Annotated in this window: 14 protein-coding genes; 7 read left to right on the top strand and 7 right to left on the bottom strand. The window is 68.0% G+C overall.

What is annotated here, in order from left to right; all coding sequences use genetic code 11:
* Nucleotides 1-12: 12 nt before the first annotated feature.
* The gene (locus LDO15_RS19085) at nt 13-792 is read left to right on the top strand and encodes an SDR family NAD(P)-dependent oxidoreductase (protein WP_223981229.1); all 780 of its coding nucleotides are present in this window, start codon (nt 13-15) and stop codon (nt 790-792) included.
* Here LDO15_RS19085 and LDO15_RS19080 read toward each other — a convergent pair.
* The 6 genes from LDO15_RS19080 to LDO15_RS19055 all read right to left on the bottom strand — a co-directional run bounded on the left by LDO15_RS19080 (nt 789) and on the right by LDO15_RS19055 (nt 8,676).
* On the bottom strand, nt 789-2,294 hold the full coding sequence (locus tag LDO15_RS19080; RefSeq protein ID WP_223981226.1) for an aromatic amino acid ammonia-lyase: 1,506 nt from the start codon (nt 2,292-2,294) through the stop codon (nt 789-791). The two genes, LDO15_RS19085 and LDO15_RS19080, sit on opposite strands and share 4 nt — an antisense overlap.
* Before the next feature lie 211 nt (nt 2,295-2,505).
* Nucleotides 2,506-4,233, bottom strand: coding sequence for a thiamine pyrophosphate-dependent enzyme (locus LDO15_RS19075; RefSeq protein WP_223981223.1), 1,728 nt, complete (start codon nt 4,231-4,233; stop codon nt 2,506-2,508).
* A gap of 98 nt (nt 4,234-4,331) precedes the next feature.
* The gene (locus tag LDO15_RS19070; RefSeq protein ID WP_161958206.1) at nt 4,332-4,478 is read right to left on the bottom strand and encodes a hypothetical protein; all 147 of its coding nucleotides are present in this window, start codon (nt 4,476-4,478) and stop codon (nt 4,332-4,334) included.
* Nucleotides 4,479-4,548: 70 nt separating this feature from the next.
* Nucleotides 4,549-6,063, bottom strand: coding sequence for an amino acid permease (locus LDO15_RS19065; RefSeq protein WP_223981221.1), 1,515 nt, complete (start codon nt 6,061-6,063; stop codon nt 4,549-4,551).
* Between the two features lie 73 nt (nt 6,064-6,136).
* A complete protein-coding gene (locus LDO15_RS19060; protein ID WP_223981219.1) occupies nt 6,137-7,081 on the bottom strand; it encodes a glutaminase in 945 nt (314 codons plus the stop codon).
* A complete protein-coding gene (locus LDO15_RS19055; protein ID WP_223981217.1) occupies nt 7,078-8,676 on the bottom strand; it encodes a helix-turn-helix domain-containing protein in 1,599 nt (532 codons plus the stop codon). The genes LDO15_RS19060 and LDO15_RS19055 overlap by 4 nt, the downstream gene beginning before the upstream one ends.
* A gap of 187 nt (nt 8,677-8,863) precedes the next feature.
* Between LDO15_RS19055 and LDO15_RS19050 the strand changes: the two genes are divergently transcribed.
* Complete coding sequence (locus tag LDO15_RS19050; protein WP_223981215.1) at nt 8,864-9,292, top strand: hypothetical protein; 429 nt, start codon at nt 8,864-8,866, stop codon at nt 9,290-9,292.
* Between the two features lie 172 nt (nt 9,293-9,464).
* Here LDO15_RS19050 and LDO15_RS19045 read toward each other — a convergent pair whose 3' ends face one another.
* On the bottom strand, nt 9,465-10,793 hold the full coding sequence (locus tag LDO15_RS19045; protein WP_223981213.1) for an MFS transporter: 1,329 nt from the start codon (nt 10,791-10,793) through the stop codon (nt 9,465-9,467).
* A gap of 177 nt (nt 10,794-10,970) precedes the next feature.
* Here LDO15_RS19045 and LDO15_RS19040 point away from each other — a divergent pair, with 177 nt between their 5' ends.
* From LDO15_RS19040 to LDO15_RS19020, 5 genes are all read left to right on the top strand, one after another.
* A complete protein-coding gene (locus tag LDO15_RS19040; protein WP_223981211.1) occupies nt 10,971-11,807 on the top strand; it encodes a shikimate dehydrogenase in 837 nt (278 codons plus the stop codon).
* Nucleotides 11,808-11,935: 128 nt separating this feature from the next.
* Nucleotides 11,936-12,739, top strand: coding sequence for an IclR family transcriptional regulator C-terminal domain-containing protein (locus LDO15_RS19035; RefSeq protein ID WP_223981209.1), 804 nt, complete (start codon nt 11,936-11,938; stop codon nt 12,737-12,739).
* Between the two features lie 222 nt (nt 12,740-12,961).
* The gene (locus tag LDO15_RS19030; RefSeq protein ID WP_223981207.1) at nt 12,962-14,194 is read left to right on the top strand and encodes an MFS transporter; all 1,233 of its coding nucleotides are present in this window, start codon (nt 12,962-12,964) and stop codon (nt 14,192-14,194) included.
* A 63-nt stretch (nt 14,195-14,257) separates the two neighbouring features.
* The gene (locus tag LDO15_RS19025) at nt 14,258-15,946 is read left to right on the top strand and encodes a long-chain-fatty-acid--CoA ligase (protein ID WP_223981205.1); all 1,689 of its coding nucleotides are present in this window, start codon (nt 14,258-14,260) and stop codon (nt 15,944-15,946) included.
* Nucleotides 15,947-15,955: 9 nt separating this feature from the next.
* A complete protein-coding gene (locus LDO15_RS19020; protein WP_223981203.1) occupies nt 15,956-16,894 on the top strand; it encodes an MBL fold metallo-hydrolase in 939 nt (312 codons plus the stop codon).
* Nucleotides 16,895-17,005 lie beyond the last annotated feature (111 nt).

Below are 17,005 nucleotides of genomic sequence, written 5' to 3'. Positions count from 1 at the left end.
GGAAAGGACATCATGGGCAACGAAGCTTCATGGCAGGAAAGCGTCACCGCGGGCCGCTTTGCGGGCAGGACAGTCATCGTGACAGGCGCGGGATCGGGCATCGGGCAAGCGACGGCCCTCCGCGTCGCCAAGGAAGGCGGCCGAGTGATCGCGGCCGACATCAGCAAGGAACGCTTGGACGCCCTGGTGCAGGAGAACGCCGGGCTGGACCTGGTGCCCGTGCCCGGCGACATCTCCACCGAGGAAACCGTTGCTGCCGTCGTGGCCGCGGCCGGCGGGCGGGTGGACGCGCTGGCGAACGTCGCGGGGATCATGGACAACTTCACCCCGATCCACGAGGTTGACGACGAAACGTGGGAACGGGTCTTCCGGATCAACGTCACGGCCCTCATGCGCCTGACGCGCGCCGTCGTGCCGCTCATGCTCGAGGCCGGCACCGGTTCCGTGGTGAACATCGCCTCCGAGGCCGGCCTGCGCGGGTCCGCCGCCGGCGCCACGTACACAGCCTCCAAACACGCCGTCATCGGCCTGACCAAGAACTCTGCCGTGATGTACGGGCCCAAAGGCCTGCGGTTCAACGCCGTGGCACCCGGCGCCACCATCACGAACATCGAGGCCCCGTGGGGGTCCGAGCTCGGCGCCGCGCGCCTGCAGCCGCTCATGGGCGTGAACATCCCGGCCCCGGCCACCGCGGCCCAGCTGGCGGCCTCGATCACCTTCCTGCTCAGCGACGACGGCACCAACATCAACGGTGCGGTGCTCGCGTCCGACGGCGGCTGGTCGGCCGTCTAGTCCGGAGCCGCGCCTGGTCCCGGGGCCAGGTCCCCGGGAAAGACTTCGCGCAGCTTCCGGTGGACGGCGGCGGCCGATCCGGCGCCGGCCGCCGCCTCCGCGGCGTGCCGGAGAACCGCCGAGGCGCCGGCGCCGATGGTTTCCTGCGGTGCGACGGCGAGCAGGTCGGCAGCCAGCAGCGCCTCGATGGCCAGCAGATCCTCGAGAAGCCCCAGCGCCTCCTCGGTCTTCCGGACGCTCAGCATGGCGCCCGTGGCATGGTCCTCGACGCCGACATCCAGGACGGTCGAGTCCAGGGTGGCGGGCGCCGCCAGGAGCCTGAGCTCGGTGTAGCAGGCGGACCCGGCGTAGCGGAGCTGCACTCCCGGCGTCGCGGCGGGCCCACCGGACCCGGGCGGGGGCCCCGACTTCATCGCAGCCATGAGGGCATTCCACAGGTGGCTCATGCGGCGTTCGCTCAACTGGCCGGTGTGGACCAGGGCCACGCGCAGGGCATCGAAGGCGATCGCCAGCACCATCGGGTGGAAGTTGCCGTTGCTCAGCACGGAGCGGGTTTCAAGGTCGACCAGCGGGTTGTCGCTCGCGGAGTTCAGCTCCGTGTCCACGGCACGCCCGGCCGTCGCGAGGAACTCCCGGAACGCCCCGTGGACCTGCGGGATCACCCGGAACGAGAGGGCATCCTGGACGGACCGCGGGCCGCCCGGGGCCAGGAGCAGGCTGCCCGCCAGCAGCTCGCGCAGATGCTCGGCTGCCGCCACTTGCCCCGGATACGGCTTGGCCGCGGCCGCGGACGCCGAAAAGACTGAGGGGTTCCCGCGCGTGGCTTCCATAGACAGGACGGCGGCCTCGTCCGCCGCGCCCGCCGTCCGGGCCGCGCGGGCCAGCACCAGGGCGCCATGGCCGATCGAGACGCCGTTGGCCGAGATCAATGCCAGTCCGTCGCGGCCTGTGAGCCGGAGCGGCGGGATCCCCGCACGGCGCAGGGCCTCCGCTCCGGGCAGCGTCTCGCCCCGGAACTCCGCCGTGCCGGTGCCGACGGCCACCTGGGCGATGCCGGCCATCGGACTGATATCGGCCGCCCCGACCGAGCCCGTGCTGTGCAGGACCGGGTGCACGCCGGCGTTCAGCATGGCCAGCAGGGTATCCGCCGCGGCAGGGCTTGCGCCGGAGCCGCCCCGGGCCATGCCGTTGACGCGAACGGCCATGGCGGCACGGACCACCGTCCGGTCCAGCAGGGGGCCGAACGCACCACCGTGGCTCGCGACGAGAAATTGCTGCTGCCTTTCAAGCTCGTCGCGGGCGACCCGGGTGTCCTTGCCGTGGCCGACGCGTGTGCTGAGCCCATAGATCGGTCCGCCGCCGGACAATGCCTCCTCCAGCAGGGCACGGCTCGCGGCGATCCGGGTCCTGGCCGGCTCCCCGAGCACCAGCGGCGCGCCCTCGGCCACCGCCACGAGTTCGCCCTGCAGCATCGGTCGATCGCTGATCGAGACTGGTTCCATTACGTTGCCTCCAGCGACCAGTGTGGTCCGGCCCGCCGGTCCGGGCAAGAGATCGCCGAATCAGAGATCGCCGAAGCAGAGATCGCGGAAGAAGAGCTTGCGGGACGATAGATCGGCGTGGCGGCCGCTGGCCGGGAACGCCGCTGGCACCGGACGACGACGGCGGGAGGCTCCCGCCGTCGTCGTCGTGTGCAATCAGACGGGGTGCAAGCTAGTAGGCCTTCACCCGCTGTTCGACGACGAGGTGGACCAGGGCGAACACGCCGTCCCGGTCAATGGCGGCCAATGCGGCCTCGAGGGCGGCCGGCACGTCCTGGTCCTCGGTGACCGTGATGCCGAAGCCGCCGAACGCCCTGGCCATCATGCCGAAGTCGGGATTCTTCAGCTGCGTGCCCGACACCCGGGACGGATAGTGGCGTTCCTGGTGGGTGCGGATGGTGCCGTACTCCTGGTTGTCCATCACGATGATCAGCGGTGTGGCCCCGTACTGGGCGGCCGTGGCGAGCTCCTGGCCGTTCATGAGGAATTCCCCGTCGCCGGCGATGGTGACCACCCGGCGCTCCGGATCGGCCAGTGAGGCGGCGATTGCCGAGGGCACCGAGTACCCCATGGAACCGTTGCGGGCGCTGATCATCGAGGCGTAGCGCCGGGTGGGGAAGTACCGGTGGGCCCAGTTGGTGTGCTCGCCCGCCCCGAACGTCACCATGGCGTCCTCCGGCAGCAGGGGCACGAGGTTCGCCATGAGGGTGTCCATCCTGGCGGGCCCGTCGCCGGGAACCGCCGGCGGCAGGTTGGCGAAGGACCGCTGTTCCGCGCGCATCCGCGCCGTCCACGCCTTCCACTCCTCCTTGACCGGGAGGTCGATGGTGGCCAGATCCCGGACGAAGGCTTCCGGTTTGGCCAGAATCTGGCGGGAGACCGGGCCGGAGCGGCCGCGCAGCGAGGGGTCGATGGTGACCAGGAAGTTCTTCTTGTTCCAGTCCTGCCTGCAGACAAAGCCGTCGGTGATCACGTCTCCCGGGACCGTCCCGACGAAGACGAGCAGATCGGTTTCCTCCAGGAGGTCGTAGGTGGGCCGGGGCCGGCCGTAGCCGATCGGTCCCACGTAGCTGGGGGAGTCGAAGGAGACGGTCCCCTGCGTGCGCCATTCCGCCGCGGCCGGGATGTGGTGCTTTTCGAGCCAGCGGGTGAGCTCCCCGGCCGCTTCCTGGGTCCAGTCGTTCCCGCCGGTGACGAAGAGCGGCTTCTTGGACTGCGCCAGGGCTTCGGCGAGGGCGCGGGCATCCGAGCTGCTCATGCCGCCCGCGGCCACCGGGATGGGCGGGTGCAGGGCCGGATCAATCCGGGCCCGGATAATGTCTTCCGGCAGGCCCACCACCACGGGCCCGGGGCGGCCGCTCATGGCCGCAAACATGGCCTCGGCGACAATCTCGGAGGCCCGTTCGGGGTGGTCGAGGACCATCACGCGTTTGGCTCCGGTGTCGAACCATGCCTTGATGTCGAACTCCTGGAATGCCTCGCGGTCGCGGTGCGCGAAGGGAATGAGACCGACAAAGAGCAGCATCGGGGTGGAGTCCTGCCAGGCGGTGTGCAGGCCCACGTGGGCGTTCGCCGCCCCAGGCCCGCGGGTGACCATTGCGACGCCGGGACGCTGGTTCATCTTGCCGTCGGCCTCGGCCATGTACGCGGCGCCGCCCTCGTGCCGGCAGACCACGGTCTCGATGTCCGAGCCGTGCAGCCCGTCGAGGACGTCCAGGAAGCTTTCGCCCGGCACAACAAAGGTGCGTTCAACCCCGTGCGCCACGAGGGAATCGACGATCACGTGGCCGGCGGATTTCAGGGCGCCGCTGCCGTTGAAGCTGTCCGGGATAGCCGCCGGGACCGTCTGGAGGGGTGGGAGGGTGTCGCCGTCGACTGGGTACGTGTCGGTTGCGGTCATGGTGGATGCAGACTCCGTTTTCATCACTTGGTTGTCTTCTTGGGTTGGTTTGGCGGGCAAGGCATGTCCACTGAATCCAGCGGAACGGATGGTGGCGCCTAGTCGGTTTCCGGTCCGGTGCAGAAGAAGCAGCCGTCCTCGCAGCTGTCGTTCGACGCCGGCGGGTTGCTGGTGCGCACGGCTGGCGGGTGGCGCTCCTGCAGGGTGCTGGTGCGGCCGGGATTCAGCGGGTTTCGTGGCTTCATGGAGGCTTTCAGTTTGTAGGTCGGATGGTGGGACCGGTCAGCAGACCAATGTTCGATTAGCCAGGTTCGATTAGTGGATCGGAGTCCGGTTGGCCAGCACGGGCGCGGCGCCCGTGAAGCCGTCGCGGGTTTCGGCGATGTCGTGGATCTGTTTCCGGCAGGCGTACCAGCCGCCGACCATCAGCGCGCAGGCCACCAGGGTCACCAGCAGCGTGAGCGGGGAATCGATGAAGACCATGACGAGCACGCCGAGCAGGAAGACGAGGGAGAGGTATCCGGTGTAGGGGGCGCCGAACATCCGGAACGAGGGGCGTTCGAGCCAGCCCTTGTCTGCCCACCGTTTGAGCTGGATCTGGCAGAGCACGATGGTGGCCCAGGTGACGACGATGCCTACCGAGGCGACGTTCAGGACGATCTCGAAGGCCTGGCCGGGGACCAGGTAGTTCAGCGGGACACCGAGGAGGGAGACGCCTGCGGTGATGGCGATGCCGCCGTAGGGGACGCCGGCTTTGTTCATCCGCTGGGCGAACTTCGGGGCCGATCCGGCTACTGACATGGAGCGCAGGATGCGGCCGGTGGAGTAGAGGCCGGCGTTCAGCGAGGACAGGGCGGCCGTGAGGACCACGAGGTTCATGATGACGTCCACGCCTTGGATGCCGATGGATCCGAAGAACGTCACGAACGGGCTGACGCCTTTTTGGTAGGAGGTGTAGGGCAGCAGCAGGGCTAGCAGGATGACCGAGCCGACGTAGAACACGGCGATGCGGAAGACCACGGAGTTGATGGCCTTGGGCATGATCTTTTCGGGGTTTTCGGTTTCGCCGGCGGCCGTGCCGATCAGTTCGATCGAGGCGTAGGCGAACAGCACGCCCTGCATGAGGATGATCATGGGCAGCAGGCCGTTGGGGAAGATGCCGCCGTTGTCGGTGATGAGGCTGAAGCCGACTTCCTGGCCTTCCAAGGGGGTGCCGAACATGACGAAGTAGCTGCCGACCAGCAGGAACGCGACGAGGGCGGCGACCTTGATCAGGGCGAACCAGAACTCGAGTTCGCCGAAGACCTTGACGGAGGCAAGGTTCAGGCAGAGGACCACGATGAGGGCGATCAGCGCCCACGCCCACTGTGGAACGGTCCCCATCCAGGGGACGTATTTGCCGAAGAAGTTCATGTAGAGGGCCGCGGCGGTGATGTCCACGATGGTGGTGGTGGCCCAGTTGATCCAATAGAACCAGCCGGAGATGAATGCGGCCTTCTCTCCGTAGAATTCGCGGGCGTAGGACACGAACGATCCTGAAGAGGGCCGGTGCAGGACCAGTTCTCCCAGGGCGCGCAGGATCAGGAACGCGAAGAAGCCGCAGACGGCGTAGGCGATGACCAGTGATGGGCCGGCGGCGTTGAGCCGGCCGCCGGCGCCCAGGAACAGGCCGGTTCCGATGGCCCCGCCGATTGCGATCATCTGGATTTGCCGGGGCTTCAGGCTCTTGTGGTAGCCCGAGTCCTCCGCGTGGATCAGGGCATCCGAAGCATGGGCGTGGCCACCATCGGCCTCGTACAAGCCAACCTCGTCATTGGGGTTGTTGGGCATGGGTGTTCCTTTCGATCTGTCGGAGATCTAAATGGGGTTTGGAGAGAGATTGTGCGGACAGCGAGGCGTCAGATCAGAAGATCGACCACCCGGTGCGGTCGGACAGGTCGGCGAGTGCCGCCGTGCCTGCCAGGGAATTTCCTTTGGAATCCAGCCGCGGGCTCCAGACGCAGATGGCGCACTCGCCGGGGACGATCGCCAGGATGCCGCCGCCCACACCGCTTTTCCCCGGAAGGCCGACGCGGTAGGCAAATTCGCCGGCCGCGTCGTACATGCCGCAGGTCAGCATGATGGAGCCGATGCGCTTGGCCTCGCTCCTGGAGATCACCGGGCCTTGCGCTCCGCGACCATCCTGCGCGAGGAAAAGCCCCGCCTTGGCGACTTCCACGCAGGTCATCATGATTGAGCACTGCCTGACGTAGTTCTCGACCACGGCCTGTGCGGGCCGCCGCAGGTTGCCGAATTCCTTCAGGAAGTGGGCGAGGGCCAGGTTGCGGCTGCTGCTGGAGAGTTCACTCCTTGCGGCCGTCTCGTCGATGAAAGGACCCTGTCTTCCATTCTGGTGACCCACCTGGCCGGTGAGGAAGCGCAGAACCCGGGCGGCGGCGTCGGGGGTCGTCTCCATCAGGTGGTCGGTGACCACCAAGGCGCCCGAGTTGATGAAGGGGTTCCGGGGGATCCCGTGCTCGACTTCAAGCTGGACCAGGGAGTTGAAGGACGTCCCTGACGGCTCGCGCAGGACCCTGGACCACAACGAACCCGAGTCGTCGGCGCTGAGCGCCATCGCCAGGGCGAAGACCTTGGAGATGCTCTGGATCGAGAAGGGAAGATCGCCGTCGCCGGCACTGAATACTTCCCCGGACGTCGTGGCAACTGCGATGCCGAACCGGTCGAACGGCGGGGACTGCAGGTGGGGAATATTTGCGGGAACCGACCCCGCTTCCGTCCGGGGCCGGTGACTGCGGACGATGTCCTCGAGGACCAGGGCAAGCGGCGGCGAATCAAGTGCTGTCATCATTTCTTGTCCTGAAGCTCCTTCTGCGTGCCGGCCCACTCCTGAACATGAAGCAGGGCGACCAGTGAATCGCGGGGATTGCCGAGGTCCAGCCCGGTGATCCGGCTGACCTTGCCGATCCGGTAGTAGACGGTGTTCTTGTGCAGCTGCATCCTCCGGGCGCATTCGGCCACGTCCAGGGACGCGTCGAAGTATGCCCGCAGGGTTTCGGCCAGTTCCGGGTCGTCACGGAGGAGGGCCCAGAGGCTGCGGTGCCGGAAGGCCGCCGTCGTGAAGTGCTGCACGGCGTCGTGGAAGAGGATCTCCGCCTCGAAGTCGTCCACCGTGGCCACGGCGGCCTCGCCGGACCGCCGCATGCAGCCCAGGAGCGCCTCGGATATTCCGGTCACGGAATGGATCGAGAGCAGGTCCGGTACCGGCGGCCCGACGGCGGCGAAGGGGCTGATGCCGAGGTGCTTGGCGGCGTCCTTGACGATCGACTCAGCCAGGCTCCGCAGCCCGGCCTCGGCGTTGGCGGACTGGAGCCCGGGAATGATCACGGCGGTGTCGCCGTGAAACTGTCCCACGATGGCAGACGGCTTGTAGGCGGCCGCATGGATCGAGGCGAGGTTGGCCAGTTCCCCGTGTTTGAGCGCGGCGTCGTCCTCCTGGGCTTCGGACGCCGACAGGCCGATCAGGATCAGGGCCGCCGGACTGTCCGCCGGGATCTTCTCGCTGTGCGCGCTCGCCGCTGCCTCCGCCGGACCCGACAGGAGACGCGCAATCCGGTCCTCGCGCATGTGCACGGACTGCTGGTTGCGGTAGCGGATCAGCTCGGCGGAGGCCCGTGCGGCAGAGCCGGTCAGCACATAGTCGACGTCGTCGCCGAACCCTGCCCCCGTTTCCTGGAGCCAGATGTAGCCCATGATGCGGTTGCCGGCAAACAGGGTGATGGCGACGCGTTCGCGCAGGCCGTCCTGGGGCCGGGCGGGCACCCGGACCGGCATCCGGGTCCGGTGCAGCTCGCGGTAGGCACCGAGGTCCTTGAGGAGGAGTTCGTATTTGCGCGGACCGCGCCGGGCCAGAATCGAGGCCTTGCGCAGCTCGTCGATGGCATTGGTGACGGTGGAGTAGGCCAGGACCTTGTTGGCGGCGTCCTCGATCACCACGTGGCTGGAGGTCAGGCGGGCCGTGGTCTGGGCGATGGCGAAGAGGTCTTCTTCCAGCAGGGTCAGGACTTCGCGCTGGTAGCTGGGCGGCTGGATCCGGTCCTTCGCGATGGACAGGAGGCGGTCCCAGTCCGCGGCCGGGTCCACCAGCAGCAGCCCGGTCCCGGCGGCGCGCAGCAGCTCTTCGGCTTCCGCCAGTTCCTCCGGGCCGCCTTTGACGGCCAGGACCAGCGGAGGGTTTTTCAGGAGGCGCCGGACGGCAGGCAATGCGGAGCGTCCGCGAACGCCGATCAGCAGGACAAACGCCGCCGCGCCGTCCGAGGAATCGTCGTCGGCGTCAACGATCACAAAGCGTTCGATCGCCGCGTCCGGCCGGGACGGCCGGAGCATAAGGCTGGCGAATCCCAGCGGGAGATCCGCGAGGATGTCGTCCACCGTAGCTGCGGGCATGGGCTTCCTTCTGACGTTGGCACCCGTCCGGACGGCTCTGTCCGGACACCCCATGCTATCGAGCAGCCATACCCAAAAATATGGAACCGCTCCTAAATTACGCGGCCTCTTTTAGGTCCACGAACCAAAGCGCGTGGGCTTGCGCTGCCGGCGTCGCAGCGCGCTATCTGCCGGCCAGCGGCGCCACGTGCACGTTCACGCCCTGCTCGCGGATGCTCTCCTGGACCTGGACCTCACCCGAGACAACCTGACGGCCGGGAACTCCGTGGTCCTGGACGCGCCGTTCGGGAAATTCTTTCCGGGTGACGACTACCTCGAGAAGGTCCGTGTCCGCCACGAATGGCCCGACGCCGAACTCGTGGTGGTGCACGTGAAACTGGCCGGCGAGGCACTCAGGGAGCGCCTGATCGCCCGCGGCTACCCGCGGGACGAATGGAAGCTGGCGAACTGGGAAACGTTCTGGTCCGGCGCCCAGGCCAACTCCTGCCAGTGGATCGGTGCCCGGCACCTTGAATTCGACAATAGTGCCCAGGCGGCCGACGTCACGGCGTTTGCCGCGGCGCTGGCGGCGGACGAGGCGCGCGGCCACCCTGCGGCGGGACAAAGCGTCAGCTGAACGCAGCAAAATGGGAAAACGCAGCTGAAAGAGAAAACGCAGCGACACGAGAAGAGGACGACGGCGGGAGCTTCCCGCCGTCGTCCTCTTCTGTTCTAGTCGTCTTCCCCCGCAGGATGTACGCGCCGGATTCTAGCGGCGGCTATCCTGCCCGGCTCGTTGACGATGACACTTACCGAACGGGGTTGCCGAGTTCGCGCAGCGGGGTCTTGCTGGTTTCGCGGGCCCAGGCGGCGCCGGCGACGGCCAGGAGCGAGGATGCTGCGACGATCCAGGCCGCCGGGCCCCAGTTGGCCTTGTCCGGGCCGACCAGCGCGGTGCCGAGCAGCGGGGTGAAGCCGGCGCAGAGGATGCCGATCTGCAGGCCGATCGCCATGCCGGAATAACGGACCTTGACGTTGAACAGCTCGGAGAACCAGGCGGGGTAGACGGAGTTGGACGCTGCATAGGTTCCTGCGGTGATCAGCGTGCTGGCCACGAAGATCATCGGGATGTTCCCGGTGGAAATCACGGAGAAGTACACGAAGATCATCAAACCCGAGCCCGAGACGCCGGTGATGAAGACCGGGCGGCGGCCGAACTTGTCCGAGAGGCGGGCGAAGAGCGGCTGGCTGACTATGGCGATCACGTTGCCGAGGATGCTGACCCAGAGCATGGTGGCCGCATTGACTCCGACAGAGACGGCGTACGCCAGTCCGAACGACTGCATGAACGTGTTGGTAACAACCTGGAAGGACATCAGGGCGACCTGGAAGAACTGCGCGGGGTGGGTCTGGAACATCTTGGCGAAGGGCAGCTTCACGAGTTCGCCGTGGTCGTGCTTTTCCTCGAAGACCTCTGGCTCTTCCAACGTGCGGCGGACGAGATACGCGACGAGCAGGACCAGGATGGAGGACCAGAACGGGATGCGCCAGCCCCAGGCGAGGCGGTCGGCTTCGCTCATGGCGGCAACCGGCAGGAATGCCAGCGAGGCCAGCACGATGCCGAAGGAGATGCCGCTCATCGCGAAGCTCGCAAAGAATCCCCGGCGGCCGGTGGGGGCCTCTTCCATGGTCAGCGCGGATGCCCCGGCGGTTTCGGCGCCGGCGGACAGGCCCTGCATGAGGCGCAGCAGCACCAGCAGGGCCGGTGCCCAGTATCCGGCGGTGCTGAAGTCGGGCAACAGGCCGATGAGGAACGTAGCCCCTCCCATCATGACCAGGGTCAGCACCAGCGTGGACTTGCGGCCAATCTTGTCGCCGAGGTGGCCGAAGAGCACCGCACCGAAGGGCCGCGCCACGTACGCGACGCCGAAGGTCGCGAAGGATGCCAGCAGGGCAGCCGTGGGGTCACCGGACGGGAAGAAGATCTTCGAGAAGATCAGCGACGCCGCGGTGGCGTAGATGAAGAAGTCGTAGTACTCGAGGGCGCCGCCCAGGAATGCGGCCAGGGCGGCCTTCTTGGCCCGCTTGAGCTTGCGCTCTTCCTCGACGGCCGTGGGGCTGGTTGCGAGTTTGGTCATGGTGCTGGTCCTTCCGCACTGAAAGACGGTGGTTTGGAGAGGGGAAACATTTTGGATGTGTGCGCATACCGCGCAGCTGTGCGGTATGCGATTATGGAATAGCATACCGCAGCGTGAAGTGCCTCACAACGACTTCTTGCTTCGCCTTGCGGCTTCCCCACTCTGAAAGGCGGCACCATGGACAACCAGACACCGGCCTCCCGGCTGTTCCTCATCGGCTCGGAAGCCTCGCAGGCCATGTCGCCCGAACTGTGGAATCCCGTCCTCGAACAACTCGGCAGCTGCTGGAGCTACGAAGCCTGGGACGTGCCCCGCGATGTCCCCATGTCCGGGATCCGCGCCCGGCTGCTGGAATCCGACGTCGTCGCCGCCAACGTCACGATGCCCCACAAGCAGTGGGCCGCCCGGGCCGCCGACGTTGCGACCGAAGCGGTCCGGCTCAGCGGCGCCTCAAACTTGCTCATCCGTGACGGGCTGAAGCTGGCCGCGCACAACACCGACGTTGCCGCCGTCGCCGGCCTGCTCGGCGGCCGGTACCAGCGGCATGCGGTCATGCTGGGGGCCGGCGGCGCGGCCCGGGCAGCCCTCGTGGCGCTCAAGGGGCTGACTGGCAAAGTCACCATCGCCGACCGGGATCCTGAAGCCGCGCGGCAGCTGCTCGCGCTCGGCGCGAGCCTGGGCATGGACGCGGAGACGGCCCCGTGGGCGGCCGCCCAGGAACAGGCGTCCCGGGCATCACTGATCGTCAACGCGACGCCGGTCGGCAAAAAGAGCGACGACGCGCCGGTCTGGGGCGGGGCCCGGCTGGCCGGGGACGCTTTCGTCTACGACTTCGTCTACGCCGGACACGTGACCGGCACCATAGTTGCCGCGAGGGAACAGGGACTGTGCTGCGCCGACGGGTGGGATCACCTGCGGGCCCAGGCGGCCGCCATGATTCCACTGCTGGACCTGGCGCCGCAGACGGATGCGCTGCTGCAGCACACGCTCGCCGCCATCCAGACGAAGAGCTGACATACAGCCCGACGCCGGGACGCAAGCGCCGCCGTCGTTGTCCCGGGCCTTATATGATCGAAAACAAGCCTGCAGCCGTTCGGTATCTGCCGGGTCCACGTGCAGGTTCAGTGAGAGACAGGGAGTCCATGGAGGAGCAGCCGGCGTATTTTGTGAAGTCGGTGGAGAAGGCCTTTGACGTCCTGCTCGCCTTTACCCCGGAGTCTCCGCGGCTGACCGTTTCCCAGGTCGCCACCAAAGCGGACATGACCCGGGCCTCCGCGCGGCGGTTCCTGCTGACCCTGACGGATCTGGGCTACCTCCGCGCCGACGGCCCCCACTTCGAGCTGACGCCACGCTCGCTGGACATCGGTCAGTCGTTCCTGGCGAACCTGACGCTCCCCAAGGTGGCGGAGCCGCACCTGAAGTCGCTGGCCGCGCGGCTCAACGAAACAACCTCCCTGTGCATCCTTGACGGCACCGACGTGGTCTATGTGGCCTGCGTGCCGTCGCCGCGGCTCCTCAGCGTCTCCATCAGCGTGGGCACACGATTCCCGGCCTGGGCGACGTCGATGGGGCGCGTCCTCCTGGCGGCGCTATCAGAACCGGAACTGCGGGCGTACTTTGACTCCGTCCATCTGCAGCGCTTCACCGAGCGTTCCATCGGAAGCGTCGACCAGCTCCGGGCGGAAATCGACTCGGCCCGGGACAAGGGCTGGTCGATGGTGTCACAGGAACTTGAGGAGGGCCTGCGCGGCGTGGCCGTGCCCGTGTGGCGCGGCAACGACGTCGTCGCGGCCATCAACGTCTCCCTGCAGACGCACCGGGCTCCCGCGGAAGCCATCGAGAAAACGGTCGTTCCGCTCCTGCAGGACGCCGCGCGGCAGATCGGCAACGACTACGGCGGCCGGCAGGCCGGGGAGTCGCGGACCGGAACGCAGCACGCGCGCTGAGGCTGCCGCCCAGGAGCGGTGGGTCGGCGGTACGGCCGAAAGGGGTACTGGCAGTGACTCCCGGACCGGAACGGCCGCGCTTAGCCTTGGGGACGTGGGCGCGGCCGCCGTGCCGCCGCCCGCGCTGCAGCCCGTGCTGCAGCCCGCGCTGCAGCCTAACGACTGCGAGCATCCGGGCACCGTCCCCGGTGCCGCGATTCGACAGGAGACCAGGACATGCGCATGCGTCAGCAGAACACGGGTTTTCCCGGGGAAACCCTGCCGGCCTCCCCGCGGCCGCGCCTGCTGGTATCGTCGGCCGCGCTGCTCTGGGGTTTGCAGTTTGCCTTCCTCAACCCCGCGCTGGCGCTCCTGCTGGTCGCGCTCTATGACGCCACCCCCGCAGACGTGGGGTGGGTCCTGGCCGTCTACAACGCGGGCGGCTTCGTCGCCGCCCTGCTGGTTCCGGCCTACGCCGACCGCGTGCACAACTACCTGCGGCCCCTGCTGGTCTGCGCCGCCCTGACCCTCGCGCTCGCCGGCGTGCTGGCCGGCACCACCTCGCTGCCGGTCGCCGTCGTCGGCCTGATCGCCCTGGGCGGCCCGGCGGGAGTCGGTGTGTCGCTGCTTTTCGCGCACCTCAAGCATTCGGGCGCGCCGCGGGCGGACGTCATGAAAACCCGTGCCGTCGTCTCGGTCGCCTGGGTGGCCGGGCCGCCGCTGGCAACGCTCATCATGGGAACACTGGTCAACCGCGCCATCCTGCTGGCCATCGCCGCCGTGGCCGTGCTCAACATTGCCACCACGGCCGCCATGATCCGCCGGAAACCGCAGCCCCTCAGCGGGCCGCAGAGCCCGGCCGGCCAGGACGATGACGGGCCGCCGCTGTCCAGGGCAGGCGTCGTCGCCGTCGTCGTCGCGTTTGTCGCCCTGCAGGCCACCAACAGTGCAGCGGTGTCCGTCATGGGCCTCTTCGTGACCGGCCGGCTGGGCCTCGACGTCCTCTGGGCCGGCATCGCGCTGGGCGTGTCCGCCGCCCTCGAGATCCCGGCGCTGCTCGTGATCGGGCGCCTGAGCGCCCGCTTCTCCAGTTACGCGCTCATCACGTCAGGCTGCCTTGCCGGGATTGCCTACTACGCCGCAATGGCCTTCGTGGCTGACCCCGTCGGCCTCATCGCCCTCCAGGTCCTCAACGCGTGGTTCTTTGCGATTGTGGCCGGAGTGGGCCTGACCCTGTTTCAGCAGATCATTCCCCGCCCCGGGCTGGCCTCGGGCCTCTACATGAACACCCGGCGCGTGGGCGCGATCGTGTCCTGCCCGGTCATCGCGCTCGGATCGATGACGGCGCTCGGATACCAGGGCGTCTTCGCGGCCTGCGCCGCGCTCGCCGCCCTGGCTCTGGCGGCCGTCGCACTGACCCGGACATTGAAGGCAGCCGTACCGGACCCGGAGGCCGCGCACAGCGTCCCGGTGTGAGCAACGGCGGCGGCCCGGCGCCCGCATTCGCCCCGGCCCCGACTTTCAGGAAATGATGGGGCCATGGCGAAAACAGACCAGCAGCCCTGGGTGAAGAACTACCAGCCCGGCGTCCCGGCGGAGATCGACCTGCCCACGGAGTCGCTCGTTGACATGCTCGAACGGTCCGTGGCCGAGGCCGGGAGCGCACCGGCACTGGAGTTCTTCGGCCGCCGCACCAGCTATGCCGACCTCGGCGAACAGGTGGACCGGGCCGCCGAGGGCCTGCGCCGGCTCGGCGTCCGCGCCGGCGACCGGGTTGCCCTGATCCTGCCCAACTGCCCGCAGCACGTCGTCGCGTTCTACGCGGTGCTGCGCCTGGGCGCCGTCGTCGTCGAACACAACCCGCTGTACACCTCCCGGGAACTGCGCCACCAGTTCGAGGACCACCAGGCGCGGATCGTGATCGCATGGGACAAAGCCGCGGCGGCCGTGCGGGAGTTCCCGGACGACGTCGAAATTGACCACGTCGTCTCCGTCAACCTGCTGGAGGCATTCCCCGCCGTCAAGCGCCTCGCGCTGCACCTGCCGGTGAAGAAGCTGCGCGAAACCCGGGGCTCGCTGACCGCGCCCGCGCCTGGCACCACGCCGTGGAAGGAGCTGCTCAGCCACGGCCGGATCGACCCCGCGCACCCGCGCCCGGCCGTGAGCAACCTCGCCGCGATCCAGTACACCTCGGGCACCACCGGCCGGCCCAAGGGCGCCATGCTGACACATTTCAACCTGTACTCCAACGCGCTGCAAGGCGAGGCATGGATGCACGGCGCGGAGTACCGCAAAGAAGTCTTCTACGCGATCCTGCCGATGTTCCACGCGTTCGGCATGACGCTCTACCTCACCTACGGCATCCGCAAGCAGGGCCTGCTGGTGCTCTTCCCGAAGTTTGACCCGGACCTGATCCTGGCGGCCATGAAGAAGTCGCCAGCCACCGTCTACTGCGCCGTCCCGCCGATCTATGAGCGCACCGCCATGGCCGCGAAGGAGAAAGGCGTCTCGCTGCGGTCCTGCAAGTACTGCATTTCCGGCGCCATGAACCTGCCAGACCACGTGGTGGAGCTCTGGGAATCCGTGTCCGGCGGCCTGCTCGTGGAAGGCTACGGGATGACGGAGTCCTCGCCGGTGGCCCTGGGCAACCCGTTCTTCCCGACCCGGCGCACCGGCACCATCGGCGTGCCCTTCCCGTCCACGCTCATGAAGGTCGTGGACATCGACAACCCGGACGTCGAGGTGCCGCCGGGCCAGCCGGGGGAGCTGCTGATCAAGGGACCGCAGGTCTTCCAGGGCTACTGGAACAACCCCGACGAAACCGCGAAGGCGCTCACGGCGGACGGCTGGCTGCGCACCGGCGACGTCGTCACCGTGGACGCGGACGGCTTCACCAAAATCGTGGACCGGGCCAAGGAGCTCATCATCACCGGGGGCTTCAACGTCTCGCCCACGGAGGTGGAGGCAGCGCTGCGGCTGCACCCGGACGTCGCCGACGCCGCCGTGATTGGCAAGCCGCTGGAGCGCGGCGGTGAGATGGTGGTCGCCGCCGTCGAACTCGCCCCGGGTGCCGACCTCGACGAGGAGGCGCTGCGCACCTACTGCCGCGAGCACCTGGCCGGCTACAAGGTCCCCAAACGGATCGTGGCGATCGGCGACATGCCCCGGTCGATGCTCGGGAAGATCCTGCGGAAACAGGTCCGCGAACTCGTGCTGCCGGAGCTGTGAGGAGGCCAGATGCACGCTGAGATCGGCTTCACCGACTTCACGGCAGCCGTTCCGCGGCCCGGCGACCTGGAGGTGGCCTGGATCCACGGATCGGAGTCCGCGAAGCACAACACGGACCCGGACATCCAGGTCCACGCCTACGACGAGCACACGTTCATCCTGCGGCAGAACATGGCGGTCAACTATGAGGCACCGTTCATGTTCCTGCTGTTCGGCAACGCCCGGGCCGTGCTGATCGATACGGGCGCGACGCGGTCCCCGGACTTCTTTCCCCTGCGCCGGGTTGTCGACGGGCTGCTGGACTCGTGGCTTGCCGCCCATCCGCGGGACGGCTACGGCCTGCTTGTCCTCCACACGCATCCGCACGGCGACCATGTTGCCGGGGATGCCCAGTTCGCCGGGCGCCCGGATACCGTCCTGGTGGACGCAGACCGGGACAGCGCGTGGGAGTTCTTTGGATTCACCGGCGGCCCTGACGGGCCTGGCGACCCTGGCGAGGTGGGCGACCGTGGCGACTTTGACGACCCGGCCGTTCCGCCGGTGCACGTGGATCTCGGCGGCCGCGTCCTGGAGTGCTGGCCCAGCCCGGGGCACCACCGGGCGGCCGTCACGTTCTACGATCCGTACACGGGATTCCTGCTCACCGGGGACACTGTCTATCCCGGCCGGCTGTACATCCATGACTGGCCCGCATTTGTCCGCACCATCGACCGGCTGATCGCGTTCTGTGGCACGCGGCCCGTCACCCACGTCCTGGGCTGCCACATCGAAATGTCGCGGGAACCCGGCGTCGACTATCCGATCTACACCACTCACCAGCCGGACGAACCGCCGCTTCAGATGACGGTGGACCAGCTCCGCGAGATCCGCCGGGCCATCGACGAGGCCGGCGGACGCCCCGGCCGGCACGTGTTTGCCGGCTTCATCCTCTGCCTCGACGAGGACTGAGGCGGGGCTCCGCGTTGCCGTGCGCGCCGACGCGAGTGGGCACTTCGCGGCAATGTTCCTGAAAAACACTGCCGCGAAATGCCCACTCGGCGCGGAAAGCGGCGGTGGTGG

This window comes from Arthrobacter sp. NicSoilB8 (assembly GCF_019977355.1).
Lineage (GTDB): Bacteria > Actinomycetota > Actinomycetes > Actinomycetales > Micrococcaceae > Arthrobacter.
The sequence above is the reverse complement of the archived record's forward strand: the minus strand, read 5'-3'. Positions and strand labels throughout refer to the sequence as shown.